Origin of the sequence: Streptomyces sp. NPDC056734, assembly GCF_042790455.1 — a bacterium.
In the GTDB taxonomy this organism is placed as follows: Bacteria; Actinomycetota; Actinomycetes; order Streptomycetales; family Streptomycetaceae; genus Streptomyces.
Genome location: NZ_JBHTZD010000006.1, coordinates 226907 through 246151, shown reverse-complemented (window position 1 = coordinate 246151; position 19245 = coordinate 226907). Strand labels below are relative to the sequence as shown.

The 19245-nt window shown below is 71.6% G+C and carries 15 protein-coding genes; 4 read left to right on the top strand and 11 right to left on the bottom strand.

Going from position 1 to position 19245, the window contains the following annotated elements; genetic code table 11:
* Positions 1–81: 81 nt before the first annotated feature.
* The 6 genes from fbaA to ACFRFC_RS11410 form a co-directional block, all read right to left on the bottom strand.
* Entirely contained in the window at positions 82–1113 is a 1032-nt protein-coding gene (fbaA, locus tag ACFRFC_RS11435) for a class II fructose-bisphosphate aldolase (RefSeq protein ID WP_382680833.1), read from the bottom strand.
* A 154-nt stretch (positions 1114–1267) separates the two neighbouring features.
* Entirely contained in the window at positions 1268–1816 is a 549-nt protein-coding gene (gene pyrE, locus ACFRFC_RS11430; protein ID WP_382680832.1) for an orotate phosphoribosyltransferase, read from the bottom strand.
* Between the two features lie 10 nt (positions 1817–1826).
* A complete protein-coding gene (locus ACFRFC_RS11425; protein ID WP_382680831.1) occupies positions 1827–2618 on the bottom strand; it encodes an aldose 1-epimerase in 792 nt (263 codons plus the stop codon).
* 277 nt (positions 2619–2895) lie between these two features.
* Positions 2896–4035: an SRPBCC family protein gene (locus ACFRFC_RS11420; protein ID WP_382680830.1), complete on the bottom strand. Its 1140-nt coding sequence runs from the start codon at positions 4033–4035 to the stop codon at positions 2896–2898.
* Between the two features lie 112 nt (positions 4036–4147).
* Positions 4148–5797, bottom strand: a complete 1650-nt coding sequence (locus tag ACFRFC_RS11415; protein WP_382680829.1) for a polyamine aminopropyltransferase — start codon at positions 5795–5797, stop codon at positions 4148–4150.
* A gap of 410 nt (positions 5798–6207) precedes the next feature.
* Entirely contained in the window at positions 6208–6729 is a 522-nt protein-coding gene (locus ACFRFC_RS11410; protein ID WP_382680828.1) for a DUF2617 family protein, read from the bottom strand.
* Positions 6730–7653: 924 nt separating this feature from the next.
* On the opposite strand from ACFRFC_RS11410, the gene ACFRFC_RS11405 reads away from it, so the two are divergent.
* Positions 7654–8844: a pyridoxal phosphate-dependent aminotransferase gene (locus tag ACFRFC_RS11405; protein ID WP_382680826.1), complete on the top strand. Its 1191-nt coding sequence runs from the start codon at positions 7654–7656 to the stop codon at positions 8842–8844.
* 172 nt (positions 8845–9016) lie between these two features.
* Here the strand turns inward: ACFRFC_RS11405 and ACFRFC_RS11400 are convergent, their stop codons facing one another.
* Positions 9017–9553: a YbjN domain-containing protein gene (locus ACFRFC_RS11400; RefSeq protein WP_382680825.1), complete on the bottom strand. Its 537-nt coding sequence runs from the start codon at positions 9551–9553 to the stop codon at positions 9017–9019.
* A 364-nt stretch (positions 9554–9917) separates the two neighbouring features.
* The gene (gene clpB / locus ACFRFC_RS11395) at positions 9918–12521 is read right to left on the bottom strand and encodes an ATP-dependent chaperone ClpB (protein ID WP_382681086.1); all 2604 of its coding nucleotides are present in this window, start codon (positions 12519–12521) and stop codon (positions 9918–9920) included.
* Positions 12522–12676: 155 nt separating this feature from the next.
* On the opposite strand from clpB, the gene ACFRFC_RS11390 reads away from it, so the two are divergent.
* Positions 12677–13087, top strand: coding sequence for a pyridoxamine 5'-phosphate oxidase family protein (locus tag ACFRFC_RS11390; RefSeq protein WP_382680824.1), 411 nt, complete (start codon positions 12677–12679; stop codon positions 13085–13087).
* A 145-nt stretch (positions 13088–13232) separates the two neighbouring features.
* On the opposite strand, the gene ACFRFC_RS11385 is transcribed toward ACFRFC_RS11390, so the two are convergent.
* Entirely contained in the window at positions 13233–13568 is a 336-nt protein-coding gene (locus ACFRFC_RS11385) for a hypothetical protein (RefSeq protein WP_382680823.1), read from the bottom strand.
* A 342-nt stretch (positions 13569–13910) separates the two neighbouring features.
* Here ACFRFC_RS11385 and ACFRFC_RS11380 point away from each other — a divergent pair, with 342 nt between their 5' ends.
* Positions 13911–14888: a helix-turn-helix transcriptional regulator gene (locus ACFRFC_RS11380; protein ID WP_382680822.1), complete on the top strand. Its 978-nt coding sequence runs from the start codon at positions 13911–13913 to the stop codon at positions 14886–14888.
* 55 nt (positions 14889–14943) lie between these two features.
* Positions 14944–15933 carry a helix-turn-helix transcriptional regulator gene (locus ACFRFC_RS11375; protein ID WP_382680821.1) on the top strand — a complete coding sequence of 330 codons (990 nt, stop codon included), beginning with the start codon at positions 14944–14946 and terminating at the stop codon, positions 15931–15933.
* Here ACFRFC_RS11375 and ACFRFC_RS11370 read toward each other — a convergent pair.
* Entirely contained in the window at positions 15890–16927 is a 1038-nt protein-coding gene (locus tag ACFRFC_RS11370) for a LuxR C-terminal-related transcriptional regulator (protein ID WP_382680820.1), read from the bottom strand. The two genes, ACFRFC_RS11375 and ACFRFC_RS11370, sit on opposite strands and share 44 nt — an antisense overlap.
* 1123 nt (positions 16928–18050) lie before the next feature.
* On the bottom strand, positions 18051–19157 hold the full coding sequence (locus ACFRFC_RS11365) for a substrate-binding domain-containing protein (RefSeq protein WP_382680819.1): 1107 nt from the start codon (positions 19155–19157) through the stop codon (positions 18051–18053).
* Positions 19158–19245: the final 88 nt, after the last annotated feature.

Here is a 19245-nt window from a genome sequence, read left to right as displayed (position 1 = left end):
ACCACTTGACCGACCTACCACTCAGCCGACCTACTACCTGACCGACGTACTACTTGGCAGACGTACTACTTGGCAGACGTACTACTTCAGCTTGTTCCCCGCCGACCGCAGGTTCCCGCACGCCTCGACCACGCGCGCCGCCATGCCCGCCTCGGCCGACTTGCCCCAGGTGCGCGGGTCGTAGGTCTTCTTGGAGCCGACCTCGCCGTCCACCTTGAGGACTCCGTCGTAGTTGCGGAACATGTGGTCGGCGACGGGACGCGTGAAGGCGTACTGGGTGTCCGTGTCGATGTTCATCTTGACCACGCCGTTCTCCAGCGCGGTGCGGATCTCGTCCTCGGAGGAGCCGGAGCCGCCGTGGAAGACGAAGTCGAAGACCTTGGCGTCGGCCGGACGGCCGTACTTCGCGGCGACGCCCTCGTTCAGCTCCTTGAGCAGCTCGGGGCGGAGCACCACGTTGCCCGGCTTGTACACACCGTGGACGTTGCCGAAGGACGCGGCCAGCAGGTAGCGGCCCTTCTCGCCCAGGCCGAGGGCCTCGGCGGTACGGATGGCGTCGTCGACGGTGGTGTACAGCTCGTCGTTGATCTCGTGGGTGACGCCGTCCTCCTCGCCGCCGGTCGGGGTGATCTCCACCTCCAGGATGATCTTCGCGGCGACGGCGACGGCCAGCAGTTCCTGGCCGATCGCGAGGTTGTCGGCGAGGGTCTCGGCGGAGCCGTCCCACATGTGCGACTGGAACAGCGGGTTGTCGCCCCGGGCGACCCGCTCCGCGGACACCGCGAGCAGCGGACGGACGTACCCGTCGAGCTTGTCCTTGGGACAGTGGTCGGTGTGCAGAGCCACCGTGACGTCGTACTTCGCGGCGACGATGTGCGCGAACTCGGCCAGCGCCACGGCGCCGGTGACCATGTCCTTGCTGTACTGGCCGCCCAGGAACTCGGCGCCGCCGGTCGAGATCTGGATGATGCCGTCGCTCTCGGCCTCCGCGAAGCCGCGCAGGGCAGCGTGCAGGGTCTGCGACGAGGTCACGTTGATGGCCGGGTAGGCGAACTTGCCTGCCTTCGCCCGGTCGAGCATCTCGTTGTAGACCTCGGGGGTTGCGATGGGCATCTGTCCGCTCCTTGTATGTGCGGGTGGGAGTACGCGGGAGTACGTGGGAGTACCACGAAGTACTACGTAAGGCCCTGACCTAGACCTGCGGGGGGGGGTGACGCCGTCGTCGGAGCCATCTTCCCAGACGAACCCCTCGGTACGGAGTGCCGTCTCAGTCCAGGCCCAGCTCGTCCTTGGAGTACGCGAAGAGGTACGGCACCCCGGCCCCCTCCTCGATCTTCTCGGCGGCGCCGGTGGCCCGGTCCACGATGGTCGCGACGCCCACGACCTGCGCCCCGGCCTCGCGCACGGCCTCGACGGCGGTGAGCGGGGAGCCGCCGGTGGTGGAGGTGTCCTCGACCACCAGCACCCGGCGCCCGGCGATGTCCGGCCCCTCCACCCGGCGCTGGAGCCCGTGCGCCTTGGCGGCCTTGCGGACCACGAACGCGTCCAGCTTGCGCCCGCGCGCGGCGGCGACGTGCAGCATGGCGGCGGCCACCGGGTCGGCGCCCAGCGTCAGCCCGCCGACCGCGTCGAACTCCAGGCCGGCGGCCAGATCCAGCAGCACCGCGCCGACCAGCGGGGCGGCCTCACCATCGAGGGTGACCCGGCGCAGATCGACGTAGTAGTCGGCCTCCAGGCCCGAGGAGAGCGTCACCTTGCCGTGCACCACGGCCTTGTCCTTGATCTGCTGGAGCAGCTCGCCCCGTACGTCCGTCATGCCGACCAGCTTAGAGGCGCCTCCAGCGCCAGGTGGTGGTGGCCTCCAGCGGCTCCAGGGGAGTGACCAGGCGCGGCAGGGTGTTCAGCCCGTCCGGCGGTCCGGTCTGCGGCTCCACACAGACGGCGGCGTCCTGCTCGTCGTACAGCACGACCCATTTCTCCGGGCTGCTGATGACCATCTCCAGCCGCTCGGGCCAGGTCAGGGTCACCTCCACCCCGTCGGGCATCCCGAAGCAGTCGTCCCAGGGGCCGGGCACGGGCTCGATCCGCTTCCCGGTCGGCAGATGGTCGTCCCCCCGCTCCTCCTGCCACCCCGGCCGGAAGCCGACGACCGCGCCCGCGCCCCCGTCCAGGCTCCGGTTGAACCACGGATGCCACCCGAGCTGCGCCGGGAAGGAGTCGTCGTACGTCTCCACCGCCAGGGTCAGCGTCAGACTCTCCGGCGTGAGCGCCACCATCTGGGTAACCCTGCCGGGGTAGGGCCAGGGTGCGACCAGGTCGTACGTGATCACCGCCTCGTCCGCCGAGACCCGCGCGGTGCGCCAGGCGCCGTCGCGGGCGGTGCCGTGGATGGCGTGGGGCGGGGAGTTCAGGGGCAGCTGGTGCACCTTCGCCCCGTCCCGGAACCGTCCGTCGCGGATCCGCCCGCACCAGGGGACCATCGGGAAACAGCCGTAGCGGTCGCCCTGCCGGAGCAGTTCGACGCCGTCGATCCGAAGGCTCGCCAGCCGCCCGCCATGGCCGGGGGCGACCGTCAGCCGGGCGTCGCCCGCGGTCAGGGTGATGTCTTGGTCGCTCACCTGACCGACCCTACTGGTGCGATCAAGAGGGCGGCCTCGGGCGGGGTGCGCAGGGGGGCGGGTGGCGGTGGACGGCTGCTCGGCGGAGCGGGCCGGTGGGCCGGTGGGCCGGTGGGCCGGTGGGCCGGTGGCCCTTCCGAGGGACCCTGGCGTCCCTCGGATCGGGCCCGTGGTCCCTTCGAGGGACCCTGGCGTGCCTTCCGAGGGACCCCGGCGTCCGATCCGAGAGACCCCGGCGTCCCTTCCGAGAGACCCCGGCGTCCCTTTCCGAGGGACCCTAGCGCCGCTTGCGCAGCGCCCGGGTCACCACGATCGCCGAGGCCAGCGCGAGCGCCGCCGCCGGGGCGGCCCAGCGCAGGGTGTTCGCCGGGGCGATGGTCTGGGGCGCCGGTACGGGCGCGTACCGTCCCCGGGGCGGCGCGTGGTCGACCTCCTCCGCACTGCGCCCGATCATCGTGCGGCGCGCGTGCGCGGCCTCGGCGGGGGGTCCACCCGAGGGCTCGGCGGGAGGCTGGGCGGAGGGCTCGGCGAGGGGGTCGGCGGGAGATTCGGCGGAGGGCGCCACGGGGGGCTCGGCGAAGCCCTCCGGCAGGTCCCCGGCCGATTCGTCGGCGGCCTCGTCGGCCCCCTCGCCGGTCGCTTCGTCCGCCACTTCGCCGGTCGCTTCGCCGGTCGGTTCGTCCGCCGCCTCGCCGGTCGCTTCGCCGGTCGGTTCGTCCGCCACTTCGCCGGGCACTTCGTCCGCCACCTCGCCGGTCACTTCGCCGGATGCTTCGTCGTCGTTCACAAGCCGGTCCAACGACGCAGGCGGCACGCCGGTCCCGGATCCGGCCGGAGGAGCGGTCTCGCCAGCCCCGTCAGCCTCGTCCGACCCCGCAGGCCCCTCAGGCCCCGCAGCCCCGGCAGCCTGGTCCGACTCCTCAGGCCCGCCAGGCCCGCCAGACCCCGCAGACCCCACATTCTCATCAGACCCCGCAGCCCCGGCAGCCCCCTCACCCGGGGCGGAGCCCACCCGCTCCCCGAACCCACGCACCAACCGCACCACCGCCGACCGCACCGCATCCGAGGACAGTTCGGCGATCCGGCCGTCCGCGGTCGCCGTGCCGTCGAACACCGCCGTCGTCCCCTCGGCGGACTCCGTCAGACGGAGCGTGAGCGCCAGCGTGACCGTTCCCGTCCCGCGCGCCTCCGTGGCCTCGGCGTCGACCCCGTACGACCCGTCCTCCCGTGGAGTGACCCGCAGGGTGCCGCGGTAGGTGATGGTCGTCCCGCCCACCCGTACCTTCAGCCGCCCGGCGACCGGCTCCGCGCCGGCCTCCTGCTGGAGCCCGGACAGGGCCCGCGCGATCCGCGCGGGGTCGTCGAGCGCGGCCCTGAGCCGCTCGGCGGCAACCGGAATGAAGACCTCAAGCTCCATGTCCGTGGAGCCTACCCAGCGTCGGCCGGATCGCACCCGCACGGCGGGGATTCCGTACGAGGATTCGGTTACCCCGTTTGCCGCTCCCCCTCCGTACCGGCTCCGTACCGGCTCAGTACCGGGGATGGACCAGCGTGGACACGGGCAGTCCGCCGATCCGGGTCCGCTCCGCCGCCCGCGCGCCCGCCGCCAGGTCCTGCTCCGTCAGGGTCCGGGGTGCGGGCCGGGCGGCGAGGGACAGGGGTGGCGCGGCGCCCGGCGAGGCGAGGACGAAACCCCAGTCGTGCGGGGTCCCGGAGGTGCCGGTGGTGCGGTCGGGGCCGGCCGCGAACCCGGTGGTGCCGCCCCCGGCGCGGTAGGGGACGGTCAGCAGTCCGGCCGCGCGCAGGGTCGTGTCGACCGTCCAGAAGCCGTGCGGGCGGCCGGCGAGCGGACCGGCGTGCACCACCATCCGGCCGTCGGCGGCCAGGGCGCGCCGGGCGAGCCCGTAGAACTCCTGGGAGTACAGCTTCGTACTGTCCGTGATGGCGGGGTCCGGCAGATCGGAGATCACCACGTCGTACGCCTCGGTCGGGGCCGTGCGCAGCCAGGTGAAGGCGTCCGCGACGGTGACCCGGACGCGCGGGTCGCCGTGGACATGGCCGTTGAGGGCGGCGAGGGCCGGGTCCTGGCGGGCCAGCCGGATCACCTCGGGGTCGATCTCCACGATGTCCACGCGCCGCACCCCGGGGTGGCGCAGCACCTCGCGGGCGGCGAGGCCGTCACCGCCGCCGAGGATGAGGACGCGTTCGTGCGGGCCGTTCATCACGGGGTGGACCAGCGCCTCGTGGTAGCGCCGCTCGTCCTGGCCGCTGACCCGGAGGCGGCCGTCGAGGAAGAGGGCGAGCGGCTCGCCGTGCGTGCCGCCGGTCAGGACGACTTCCTGGACCTCGCTCTTCACGGCGACCCGTACGTCGCTGCCGTACACCGCCTGGCGCGCGGCGCGTTCGAAGTCGTCGACGAGGACGGCGGCGGAGGCGAGCAGGCCGAGCACGGTGAGGTTGGCGGTGAGCAGCAGCCAGCGGGCGCGGCGGGTGAGGTCTCCGTGGAACAGGCCGAGCACCAGCGCGCCCCCGGCGATCACATTGACGGTGCCGGTGAGCAGCGCGCCGGTCAACTGGCCGAGGAACGGCAGGAGGAGGAAGGGGAAAGCGAGGCCGCCGACGAGCGCGCCGACGTAGTCCGCGGCGAACAGGTCGGCGACCGCGCCGCCCGCGTCCTGGCGGCGGATGCGCTGGATCAGCTCCATCAGCAGCGGCACTTCGGCGCCGATGAGCAGTCCGGTGCCGAGTGAGAAGGCGACCAGGATGAGGCGGGGGCCGTGGGACCACAGGCCGCCCCAGTCGCCGGTCCAGGCGAAAACCGCGTACAGGGCCATCGCGCTGCATCCGCCGACCAGGGCGAGGGCCACCTCGACCGCGCCGAAGGCCGCCGCGCCGAGTCTGCGCAGCCGTTTCGCCGCGAGCGAGCCGATGCCCATCGCGAAGACCATGACGGACAGCACGATGGACGCCTGGGTGACCGAGTCGCCTATCAAGTACGAGGCGAGGGCCACGAGTTCCAGCTCGTAGACCAGTCCGCAGGCGGCGCAGACGAAGACGCAGGCCAGGACCAGGAACCGTGCGGTGCCGGGCCGCACGGGCAGCCGCACGGTGCCGGGTCCTCCGGAGGTGCCCCAGGGCGGCGGGGGGCCGGGCGGGGCCGGGGCGTGCGGGTCGATCACGACTGCGACGTTACGTCACCGCCGCGGTACGTTATGTCACCCACACGTGTGAAACCGGGGTTGGTGGGGTGCCGGGTGTTTGGACGGATGTCGCCGGGGATCGCACCCCCGGAGCCCCGCTCCGGCGCGAACTGCCGGATGCGTGAACGCCGTACAGGCGTCCACGACCCGACCGGCACCGGCGTGCGCGCACCGGTCGGGATTCACGGCACGGCGTCCACGGCCAGGCGACCGCCGCACAGGATTCACGGCACGGCATCCACCGACAGGCGACCACCGCACAGGATTCACAGCACGGCGCCCACGGCCCGGCGACCGCCGCACGGGATCCATTCCACGGCGTCCACGGACAGCCGACCACCGCACGCGATCCATGCCACGGCGCCCGGCATACCCGCACCGGACGGCGTTCACGGCACCGCCACCGGTGTGCGGACCCCCACCCGGGTCCGCGTGGCCACCAGTTGCCCGTCCTGTGGATAGGCGTGCCACGTACGCCAGTGCACCTGGCCCTCGTGGCGCTGGGCGAGCATCGCGGTGAAGGCGTGGGGGCTGCCGGGGAAGACACCCGCCAGTCCGTTGGGGTGGTCGGAGACCAGGGCGAGGAGTTCCTGGGCGCGGCCGGCGAAGGAGCCCGGGGAGAGGGCCTCGACGCGGGCGGCGAACTCGTATTCCCAGTCGCCGACGCGTTTGGCGACCCCCAGCGGCAGCGGGGTGCTGCTGCCGGGGATGCATGCCACGGTCTCCGAGCAGTTGGTGCGCTCCTCCTCCAGCAGAACCTGGTGGGATGCGCCGAGGAGTCTCAACTGGAGTTTGGCTCCGGCGAGTTCGAGGTCGAGCGTGGCGAGTGCGGGCAGTGGCTCGCGCCCGAGGGTCCAGGCGAGGTCGGCCGCGCGCGTGTCGGTGTATGAGGTGTTCAGGGTCGTGAGCATGGATCGGCTCCGCTAGCACACAGAAAAAGGCGGTGTGGGTCCGGCGCACCCCGGTCGCCACCGGGAGGATCGGCCCGGTCAGCCCCGTCAGGAGAGGTGTCCGAAGGACATCCGAGGGGGCCGCGTTGGTGATTTAGAGGGAATCATGAACTGCGGTGCCCCCACAGCGTTTTTACCCAAGTTCGTGGGGTTTCCATCCCTCAGAGGGCTCGTCAGCTCAACTGTTCAACTCCGGCGTACGCCGTGGCGCCTGGGCGTACGCCGGGGCAATGCGCATTTCATACGAGCGCCCGCCCCGGATGAGCTGCCGCCGAGGACGACCGCACGCCCGATGCACGCCCCCCGCCGCACACGAACACCCGCCCCATACACGCACCCGCCACAGACGAGCGCCCGCCAGGACCTGATGTCCCGGCGGGCGTTCGGCAAGGCGGATGCGATTCCCCCTTCAGAAGCTCAGCTGCCCCGTGTCAGCTGCCTCCTCCACCACATCCGCCGCCGCCTCCACAGGACGACGACGAGCCGCCCCCGCAGGAATGTCCGCCGGAGTGGCCCCCTCCGGAGTCGCCGGACGAGCCGCCGTCGCCCGACGAGCCGCCGTCGCCGGACCACCAGCTGCCGGCCTCACCGGCGACCTCCCCGGCGCTGTCCCTCCAGGAGCCGCGGCGGCTCCCCGAGCCACGGAGCGTACGCGAGCGCAGCCGCCGCGCATGAGCCCGCGCGACCGCTGTGAACACGATGCCGAACACGACCACGAACGCGATGGCGATTGCCAGGATGATGCCGAGAACCATGGCGTCATCCTCCCTTCCCTCTCCCCCGAAGCGACCCCCCGTGGGTGCCTCATGCGGTGCGTGAACGGGGGATGCCCTCCCGGCTCACCCCCCAAAGCAGAGTTGAGGAAGTCCAGAGCTTGGGCGCAGGATGACCGGCATGACCTCACCCGCGCGCCCCTTCCTCAACCGCCGTCTCACCGAGTTCGGGACGACGATCTTCGCCGAGATGTCCGCGCTGGCGGTGAAGACCGGGGCGATCAATCTGGGGCAGGGATTCCCCGACACGGACGGCCCCGAGGAGATCCGGGAGGCGGCGGTACGGGCGCTGCGCGACGGGCGCGGGAACCAGTACCCGCCGGGTCCGGGCGTCCCCGAGCTGCGTACCGCGATCGCCGCGCACCAGCGGCGCCGCTACGGCCTGTCCTACGACCCCGACACCGAGGTCCTGGTCACCGCGGGCGCCACCGAGGCGATCGCCGCCGCGCTGCTGGGGCTGCTGGAGCCCGGCGACGAGGTGATCGCGCTGGAGCCGTACTACGACTCGTACGCGGCGAGCATCGCGATGGCGGGCGGGCGGCGCGTCCCGGTGACGCTGCGCCCCGCACAGGGCTCGTTCCGGCTGGACCTGGACGAGCTGCGCGGCGCGGTGACCGACCGCACCCGGCTGCTGCTGATCAACACCCCGCACAATCCGACCGGCACGGTCCTCACCCGCGAGGAGCTGACCGCGATCGCCGCGCTGGCGGTGGAGCGGGATCTGCTGGTGGTGACGGACGAGGTGTACGAGCATCTGGTGTTCGACGGCGCCGAGCATCTGCCGCTGGCGGCCTTCCCCGGGATGCGGGAGCGCACGGTCACCATCGGCTCGGCGGGCAAGACGTTCTCCTTCACCGGCTGGAAGGTCGGCTGGGTCACCGCCTCGCCCGAACTGACGACCGCCGTGCGCACGGCCAAGCAGTTCCTGACGTATGTCGCCTCGGGCCCGTTCCAGTACGCCGTGGCCGAGGCCCTCGCGCTGCCGGACGCCTATTTCGCGGAGTTCCGCGCGGACATGCTGGCCAAGCGCGATCTGCTGGCGGCCGGGCTGAGCGACGCGGGCTTCACCGTGTTCCGCCCGGCCGGCACCTACTTCATCACGACCGACATCCGCCCCCTGGGCGAGTCCGACGGCTTCGCCTTCTGCCGCTCCCTGCCGGAGCGCGCGGGGGTCGTCGCCATTCCCAACGCGGTCTTCTACGACCACCGGGAGGCGGGGGCGCCCTTCGTCCGGTTCGCGTTCTGCAAGCGGACGGCGGTCCTGGAGGAGGCGGTGCGCCGGCTGAAGGGGCTCGCGGGATAGCTCGCGGACGGCAACGCAACAACGCGGCTGTCCACAGCCTGTGGACATGGGGCGCGGGCCCGGAACGGCCGTCCACAGGCTGTGGACGGCGAGAGCCCGGCGTCGACGCGGGACCGTGCGGGTCCGCGCCGCGGCCGGGCTCGCGTGCGGCTACAGAGGAGTGCCGGGAGGGTTACTCGCCGTCCTCGGGCTTCTCCGGCTTCTCCGCGTCATTGACCTCCTGCTCCAGGCCAAGCTGTTCGATCAGCCAGCGGTCGAACTCGATCGCCGCGCGGACCCAGCTGACCGTCGACGACACAAAGAACTCCAGGTTGACCCCGGGGCCGATCAGCATCTGGGCCTCGCCGATCAGGCGGACCGTGCCGTCGTCATGGGTGTGGGTGTAGACCTTGGGCCACAGCGTGCGCCGGTTCCAGTCGTCGATCGACTCCAGGAGCTGCGGCTTCTCCTCGATCTGGTGGGGGCGGTCGTAGAACGTCCGCACCGAGAAGACCTGCTGGTCACCCTCGCCGCGGAACATGAAGTACGTACGGAACTGCTCCCACGGCGCCGCGAGGTCTCCCTCGTCGTCGACGACGTACTTCAGCTCCATCTGGTCGAGGAGCTGCTTGACGAGGTCCTGATCCGGGACGACGGGGCCCGCCGGTCCTTTGGACTGCGGCTGGGGCTGGCCCCCGAAGTTCGGAATCGAGGACGGGTCGATGGTCACCGTGAATTTCCCTTCGTACGGATTCCGCCATCCTCCCCCATGCGGGGAGGGGGGTGGCAAGCCCCGACGGACTCTGTCCGCCGTTGGCTGACGGGATCGGGCCGGGTGGCGGGCAGCGGGCGGACGACCGGGGCGCGGGGCCGGACGCGGCGGGGACGTCCGGCGGCGTCCGGCTGCCCCGGGCGGGACTGCGTCCTGCCCGGAGCGGGACTGCGTACAGGTGCACCCACCGGCACGGACAGAACACCTCCGCACCGCGCGCCCTTCACGACGCCCCGCGCGGACGTACCGGACTGGCTGGAGCACACCCACCCACTGGCCGTCCGCCGGGGGCGGAGGGTCTCGCCCACGAAGGTCGGCGGGGTCAGAGGGTCTTGCCCGCCGGGGTCGCCGGGCCGACGATCAGGCCCTCGCCGAAGGCGTCGACGCGGACCGTGTCGCCGTCCTTGACCTCGCCCGCCAGGATCTCCTTGGCGAGGCGGTCGCCGATCGCGGTCTGGATCAGGCGGCGCAGCGGGCGGGCGCCGTAGGCCGGGTCGTTGCCCTCGTCGGCGAGCCAGGCCAGGGCCTCGGGGGTGACGTCGAGGGTGAGCCGGCGCTCGGCGAGCCGCGCCGCGAGACGGTCGATCTGGAGCCGGGCGATCCGGCTCAGCTCGGCCTTGTCCAGGGCGGAGAAGACCACGAGGTCGTCGAGACGGTTGAGGAACTCGGGCTTGAAGGACGCCCGGACCACCTCAAGGACCTGCTGTTTCTTCTCCTCCTCGCTGGTCAGCGGCTCGACCAGATACTGGCTGCCGAGATTGGAGGTCAGGATCAGGATGGCGTTGCGGAAGTCGACCGTACGGCCCTGTCCATCGGTGAGCCGGCCGTCGTCCAGCACCTGGAGCAGGACGTCGAACACCTCGGGGTGCGCCTTCTCCACCTCGTCGAGCAGTACGACGCTGTACGGCCGTCTGCGCACCGCCTCGGTGAGCTGGCCGCCCTCCTCGTAGCCGATGTAGCCGGGCGGGGCGCCGACCAGCCGGGCCACGCTGTGCTTCTCGCCGTACTCGGACATGTCGATGCGGACCATGGCCCGCTCGTCGTCGAAGAGGAAGTCGGCGAGCGCCTTGGCCAGCTCGGTCTTGCCGACACCGGTCGGGCCGAGGAAGAGGAAGGAGCCGGTGGGCCGGTCGGGGTCGGCGATGCCGGCCCGGGAGCGGCGCACGGCGTCCGAGACGGCACGGACCGCCTCGCCCTGGCCGATGAGCCGCTTGCCCAGCTCGTCCTCCATGCGCAGCAATTTCTGCGTCTCGCCCTCCAGGAGGCGCCCGGCCGGGATGCCGGTCCAGGCGGCGACCACGTCGGCGATGTCGTCGGCGCCCACCTCGTCCTTGACCATGGTGTCCCGGGCGGCCTCCTCCTCGGCCTCGGACGCGGCCTCCAGGTCGCGCTCGACGCCCGGGATCTCGCCGTACAGCAGCTTGCTGGCGGTGTCGAAGTCGCCGTCGCGCTGGGCCCGCTCGGCCTGGCCGCGCAGTTCGTCCAGCTTCTCCTTCAGCTCGCCGACCCGGTTGAGGGACTGCTTCTCCTTCTCCCAGCGGGCATTGAGGCCGCGCAGCTCCTCCTCCTTGTCGGCGAGGTCGCGGCGCAGTTTGTCCAGGCGGTCCCGGGAGGCCGCGTCGGTCTCCTTGCTGAGCGCCAGCTCCTCCATGCGCAGCCGGTCGACGGCCCGCTGGAGTTCGTCGATCTCCAGGGGCGAGGAGTCGATCTCCATCCGCAGCCGGGAGGCGGCCTCGTCCACCAGGTCGATGGCCTTGTCGGGCAGGAAGCGCGAGGTGATGTACCGGTCGGACAGGGTGGCGGCGGCGACCAGCGCGCTGTCCGCGATCTGCACCTTGTGGTGGGCCTCGTAGCGGCCCTTGAGGCCGCGCAGGATGGCGATGGAGTCCTCGACGGACGGCTCGGCGACCAGCACCTGCTGGAAGCGGCGCTCCAGCGCCGGGTCCTTCTCGATCCGCTCGCGGTACTCGTCGAGCGTGGTCGCGCCGACCATACGCAGCTCACCGCGCGCGAGCATGGGCTTGAGCATGTTGCCCGCGTCCATGGCGGAGTCGCCGCCCGCGCCCGCGCCGACGACCGTGTGCAGTTCGTCGATGAAGGTGATGATCTGCCCGTCCGAGCCCTTGATCTCGGCGAGGACGGTCTTGAGGCGCTCCTCGAACTCGCCCCGGTACTTGGCCCCGGCGACCATCGCGCCCAGGTCCAGCGCGACCAGCCGCTTCTCCTTGAGGGACTCGGGCACATCGCCCTTGACGATCCGCTGGGCGAGCCCCTCGACCACGGCGGTCTTTCCGACGCCGGGCTCACCGATCAGCACGGGGTTGTTCTTGGTCCGGCGGGACAGCACCTGCACGACCCGGCGGATCTCCTGGTCCCGGCCGATGACCGGGTCCAGCTTGCCCTCGCGGGCGGCGGCGGTGAAGTCCGTGCCGAACTTCTCCAGGGCCTTGTACGAGCCCTCGGGGTCGGCGGTGGTGACCCGGCGCCCGCCGCGCGCCGCGCGGAACGCCTCCAGCAGCTTCTTCGGCGTGGCGCCGGCGCGGGTCAGCACCTCGCCGGCCCGGCCGCCCTTCCCGGCGATCCCGATCAGCAGATGCTCGGTGGACAGATACTCGTCGCCCAGCTCCCGGGCGCGGCCCTGCGCGTCGGCGATCACCGCGAGCAGCTCACGGTTGGGCTGCGGGGGCGCGACCGTGGACCCGGTCACGCCGGGCAGCGCGGCGACGGCTTTCTCCGCCCCGGCCCGTACGACGGCCTGATCGGCCTCGACGGCGACCAGGAGGTCCGTCACATTCTCGTTCTCCCGCCCCTGGAGCAGAGCCAGCAGCAGGTGCGCGGGGGTGAGATCCGGGTTCCCCTCGGTCACGGCCCGCTGGCCGGCCGCGTTGATCGCGTCCCGGCTCCGGTTGGTCAGCTCGGCGTCCACGTTCGCTGTCTCCTCCTCGGCGTCCCTGCCTGGCTCGTCCACTTCAGATGATTCCGCTGACTCATCTGACTCATCTGACTCATCCAGCGTACATAAAGTTGAGTCTATTCCACTCAAGGCAAACGGGGGGAGGTCCCGGGGGTTACCTTCCGGCCATGGCTTCGTATCCGCAGGACCCCGGGGCGCCCGACGCGCCGTACCTCAGCTTCTGGCGTGAACGGCATGTGTGCACGATGACCACGATCCGTCCCGACGGCACCCCGCATGTCGTCCCGGTCGGGGTCACCTACGACCCACAGGCGCGGCTGGCCCGGGTGATCACGGACCGGGCGACCGCGAAGGCGCGGCATGTGGCGGCGGCCGGGGAGGGGGGCGCCCGGGTCGCGGTCTGCCAGGTGGACGGCCGGCGCTGGGCGACCCTGGAGGGGCGGGCGGTGGTCCGGGCGGAGCCTGAGCACGTGGCGGAGGCGGAGCAGCGCTACGCCGAGCGTTACCGGACCCCGTCGGTGAATCCCACGCGTGTGGTGATTGAGATCACAGTGACGCGAGCGATGGGCCGGGGCTGAGACCCGCCATTTTCAGCCACGCCCAGGATCGGGCGATACCCGGAAATGTCCCCGCAAACGACAGCGGCGTCACCGTGTTCAGGTCACGGTGACGCCGCTGCCGGGGGGAAGCACCTGAGCGATCTGTTACGACGGGGGAATCGCGTCAGGCACTGCGGGGGGTGGCTGAGATGGTTCGTTGCGCGGCGGGCGTGGGCTCCGCCAGCTGATGGTCTCGCTGGTCCAGATTGACGAAGATCATTCCGTACCGGATGGCACACCGCACGGGCTGCGGCGCGCCCCGGGGCCGGCGCAGACATCGATAGGCGCGCACGTCCCCGTCCTCGTCCCGGGTCACCACCACGGGCTCACCGAAGACCGTCACCATCAACGAGTCACCACTGTGGGGGAGCGCGGTGACCAGATCGATGAAGTGCCAGCCCGAGCGGTAGGCCGTGGCCATTTCTCGGCGGAAGGAGCGGTCATCGGGTGGTGTAGTCATGTCAATCCCAGACGCTGTCATTCATACCGACCGGAGCGGTCACAAGATCCGTTCCGATGGCTACAGCCCCCCGCGACTGAACACTGCCCGCCTCATTGTCGCCACTCTTCCCACCAGCGAGGCCACTCAGCGCACCGAAGGCCAGGACGGCGGACAAGGCGGCGACAAGCATCGAGCGAAGCATTCTCTTACGCATAGTCGGCTTCGTCCTCACTTGAAGGTCCCCTCTTCCCCCGTCGGATAAGACGATGGCTCATTCAGGCACGTCATGGCCACACAATCGGTGCATCATGTTCCTGCACGTTCAGGACCCTGGGGGGTGGAAATTTGGTTTCGAATGGGATGAAAGCGACACATCCCCACGCGGTGACCGAGCTGTGTGCAGAAGGTGGCCGCGTTTATGCCAACGCTCTGCGTACAGGACGCGTCGCCCGTACGGAGGTGGAGACCGCTCCCTGCCTCATGGAGTACGCCCTCCTCCACCCCGACCCCGACGACCCGAACTGGCTGGTGCCCATCGCCCCGTCGATCGCCCTGGCCCAGCGGCTCACTTCGCTCGAACGGGAGATCACCGAGCGGCGGCGGCTGACCATCGAGCTGGCGGACGCGTTCGAGCCGTTCATGGCACTGAGCGCCCGGGAGGTCGCCCCCACCCACTCCATCACCGTGCTGGAAGGGCTGGACCGGATCAATTCGGCGCTCGACCTGGCAACCGCCCAGTGCCAGAACGAGATGCTCACGATCCAGCCGAATCGTGGCCGCCGCCCGGAGAACCGGCTGATCGAGGGGCTGGAGCGGGACCGCACGCTCATCGAGCGCGGGGTCCGCATCCGCACGCTCTACCAGCACACCGCGCGCCACAGCCCCGAACGCATCGCCTACACCGACCAGTTCGCCGACGGCAAGGCGGAATACCGCACCATCGACGAACTGGTCGAGCGCCTCATCATCTGCGACGAGACGGTCGCGTTCATCCCGATCCGCGACGACCGGCAGGTGGCCCTCGAACTGCGCCACCCCGGCCTGGTCAACTACCTGATCAAGGTCTTCGAGTTCATGTGGGACCGGGCGGTCCCGCTGAGCGCCGGCGCCCCGTACGAGACCGCCCCCGACGGCATCACCGACATCCAGCACTCCATCGCCAAGCTCCTGGTGGAGGGCCATGTCGACGAGGCGATAGCCCGCCGCCTCGGGATGAACGTCCGCACCTGCCGCGCCCACATCGCCAAGCTGGCGACCGCGCTGGGCAGCGGCAGCCGGGCCCAACTCGGCTATCTCATCGCGCAGTCCGGGATTCTGGACAAGGACCAGCAGCGTTGAGGGCGGTGAACCGCCCGGCCGCCGGGCCGGGGACCCGCCAGGAGGGTGCAATCGAGTGACCGCCGCACCCCACCCCGAGCACGGTGTGGAGGACCTGTGCCCCGCCGGCCTCGCCCTCTACGAACTGGCCCTGCGCGAAGGGTCGGTGGCCGGCGCGACGGCCGCCCAGGTGCCCTGTCTGGTGGACACCGGGCTGCTGGTCCCGGCGCTCACCGACCTGGACCGGCTGGAGCCCGTGTCCCCGGCGCTCGCGCTCCAGCACTTCCTGCGCGCCTCCGCGCTGCGGGTCGCCGACGAGCGCCTGCGCGAGACGCGGCTGACCCAGCTGCTCGAACCGCTGATAGGGATCGGCGGCCGCGCCGGGCCCCCGGCGGACCCGGGCGTCTCGGCACTGAGCGGACTGCGCGTGATCAACGACGCGATAGCCCGGGCCATGGCCGCCACCACCGAGGAGATGCTCTGCGTCCAGCCGCACAACGGCCTGGTCGGCAAGCCGGTGGAGAGCCACGCCGAAGCCATCCGGCGCGACCAGGAACTCCTCGACCGCGGCGCCCGGATCCGCACCCTCTACCAGCACACCCTGCGGTACGTCCCGATCACGGCCGGACGCTACGAGCAGCTGTCCGGCGATGTGGAGGCCCGCACGCTGGACGAGGTGACCGAGCGCCTCATCATCCTCGACCGCGAGGTCGCCTTCCTCCCCGCGAACCCGGACCGCACCCTCGCCCTGGAGATCCGGGTCCCCGCCCTCGTGACCTTCCTGGCAACCACCTTCGACCGCCTGTGGCACCTCGCCACCCCGATGTACCCGCAGGCCGTCCGGCAGCCCGCCCTCAACGGCGTCACCCATCGCCAGCACGCCATAGCGCGGCTGCTCGTCGACGGCCTGACGGACGCCGTCATCGCCGAACGCCTCGGCATGAACATCCGCACCGCCCGCGTCCACATCGCCAAGCTCGCCGCCACCCTCGGCAGCGAGAGCCGGGCGCAGCTCGGCTATCTCATCGCGCGGTCGGGGATTCTCGACCCTGACCGGGAAGGGTGAGCCCGGCCGGGGCGGAGGCGGGACTGTCCAGCCCCACCTGGGCTATGCGCACCCCCAGCTGGGTACGGCTGGCGGCGCCCAGGGTCTCCGAGAGACGGGCGATGTGCGCGCGGCAGGTACGGACGCTGATGCCCAGGCGTTCCGCGATCACCGCGTCCTGGTGGCCCTCCGCCAGCAGCGCGGCGATGGACTGCTCGCGGTGCGAGATGCCCTCGATGCCGGTGTCGGGGAGCGGGGCGGTCAGCGGGATCGCCAGCCGCCACAGGCGCTCGAAGACGGTCACCAGGTACTCCACCAGGCCGGGGTGGCGCAGTTCCAGGGCCATCGTGCGGTCCGCGTTCGCCGGGATGAACGCCACCGTGCGGTCGAACAGGATCAGCCGGTCGATCACCTCGTCCAGCGTCCGGGCCTCGACCGCCTCGCCCATCAGTTCGAGGTAGTTCAGCAGTCCCTGGCCGTGCCGGGCGACATGGTTGTACAGGTCGCGCATGCGCACGCCGCGACCGCGCAGCGCCAGCGCCCGGTGCAGGCCCTCGGACAGTTCGTGCTCCCGGCGGATGCCGCCCGGCTGGACCGTGAGCACCTGCGTCGTGCACGCCTCCGTCGCCTCGTCCAGCGCCGCCTGGATGCGGGCGGGGCCGTCCAGCACCCGGATCGCGGTGCCCTCACCCGGCGCCGAGGCCGGGGCCGGGCCGCCCAGGCCCGCGTACCACTCGACGGCGGCGACCGCCGCGCCCACCCGCCGCTGGCCCGCGCTGACCTCGTCGTAGACCCCGCGCAGCAGCCGGGTCATGACCTCCTGCGGGGCCGTGGGGACCAGCCAGTCCATGTCATCGGGGTCCGGGTGCAGCAGGGCCAGCTCCAGCAGACAGGGCACCGGCCCGGCGTCGCCGCGCGGCACCCGGCCGCGCCGTACGGCCCGGGAGTACACGCGGTCACCGGCCTCGCACAGTCGGTCGGCACCGTGGGGATGCTCCCTTCCGTGCCCGGCCATCGCCCATTCCACCCCCGGTCCCAGCCTCTCCGTGTCGTCGGCGCGGTCCGCCGACGGGCCCCGGCCACACCCGGGAGGCCGGCACCGACGAGCCCCTTCGGCCCCGCAACTATGCGCGGCCCGGACCTGCTCCGCAACACGGCTCTTCGGAACGGCGCCACAAGATCCCGCCGTTCTGCACCGCTTTCCCCCGTCCCCCGCACCTTCGCACACAACAAGATGACGACGGTGTACGGGACTTGCGGCGGGTGTGAGTGACGTACGCGAGGGGGCGGAGCCTGCGCGGCGCGAGGCCGTTTCCGGGCGGGGCGGGCCGTTTCCCGGGGGCCGTTTCCCGGAGGGCGGACCGTTTCCCGGCGGGGGCGGGGGGCGACGCGGGACCAGGCCCGCTTCCCGGCGGGGGCGGGGGCCGACGCGTTGCGCAGCGACAGCGAGGCGGACGCCTGTGGAACACCCCCGCATACCCAGGGCCGACACGGGACGAGACCCGTTCCGCGGCCGGGAGCGCCCCATGCGGTGGCCGTACTCCCACCGGGGTGTGCCCGGCACGGGTCCAGGCCCGTTTCCCGGCAGGGCGAGGCCCGACGCGCTGCGCAGCGACAGCACGGCGGACGCCTGTGGAACACCCCCGCACGGGCGGGCCCGACAGCCGGGAAATGTCCTCGGCCTCCTGCGCCCACGGAACACCCCGCATACCCGGGACCGACACGGGACGAGACCCCTTCCGCAGCCGGGAGCGCCCCGTGCGGTGGCCGTTCTCCCGCCGGGGTGATGGCCGGCACAGGACCAGGCCCGTTTCCCGGCAGGGGCGGAGCCCGACGCGTTGCGCAGCGACAGCAGGGCGGACGCCTGCGGAACACCCCCGCACGGGCGGGGCCAACAGCCGAGAAATGTCCTCGGCCCCCTGCTCCCGCGGAACATCCCCGCATACGCGGGGCCGACGCGTAGCCCTCGACCGGACCGCGCGGGTCGATCGGAACACCCCCGCATACCCGGGGCCGACGCGGGACGAGACCCGTTCCGCAGCCGGGAGCGCCCCGTGCGGTGGCCGTTCTCCCGCCGGGGTGATCGCCCGGCACGGATCCCGGCGCCCGCGGATCCGGCGTGATCCGGCCGAGAGGCCCTACGTCAGGCCCGCCGCCGCGCAGGCCTCCTCGTAGTCGGCCGTACAGATGTCCGACACCTGGTAGATCTCGTCGGCGACCACGGTGTCCTTGATGTTCTCCGCCGTCAGCGCCACCACCGTCACCAGCTGCGACGGGATGTCCTCGTGCGTCGGGCTGTCCACCCGGTCCCGGGTCAGCGCGTCGAACTGGATGTCCCTGCCCTGCACCCGGGCCACCGCCATCTCGGCGGCGGCCTCGGCCTCCTGCGGATAGGACTTGTATACGCTCATGAACTGCTCGCCGGTGAGAATCCGCTGCACGGCCACCAGTTCGGCGTCCTGCCCGGTGATCGGCGGCAGTTCGGTGACCCCGGCCGCCGCCAGCGCCTTGATGACCCCGCCCGCCATGCCGTCGTTCGCGGCGAGCACCCCGGCGATGTTGTCCGCGCCGATCTCCTTGATCGCGGCGGCCATGTTCGCCTCGGCGTTCTCCGGCTTCCAGTCCTTGGTGTCGTACGACTCGGCGATCGTGACCTGGCCCTCCAGCTCGTCCAGCGCGCCCTGCTTGAACTGGCCGGCGTTGGGGTCGGTCGGCGAGCCGTTCATCATCACGATCCGGTCGGAGGTGGAGACATCGCTGCCCAGCGCCTCCAGCAGGGTGCGGCCCTGCACCTCGCCCACGAGTTCGTTGTCGAAGGAGATGTACGCGTCGATCGGGCCCTCGGCCAGCCGGTCGTAGGCGATGACCGGGATGCCCGCGTCCTTCGCCTTCTGGACCTCGCCCGCGATGCCCTTGGCGTCGACCGCGTCCAGCACGATCGCGTCGACAGCGTTGTCGATCATCTGCTGGAGCTGGGTCTGCTGGAGTGCCGCGTCCGCGTCGGCGTTGGCGTACTCGACCTTGCCCTTGTTGTCGGTGAGATCCGCGACCTTCCGCTCGAAGATGGGGTGGTCGAACCGGTCGTAGCGCGTGTTCGCCTTCTCCGGGAGCAGCAGTCCGATCGTGAGGTCGTCGCCCTTGGTCGGGGTGGCGTCGCCGGCGTCCCCCGTCGCGCCCAGGACGCCGCAGCCGGCGAGCGAGAGGATCAGCGAGGACGTGGCCACGGAGCGGGCGATACGAGCCATTTGGTTCTCACTTCATGTGCGGATGGGACGCGGGTGGCGGTGCACAACCCGAATGACTGAAGAGCCAACGCGTCAAGCGCTGGAGACG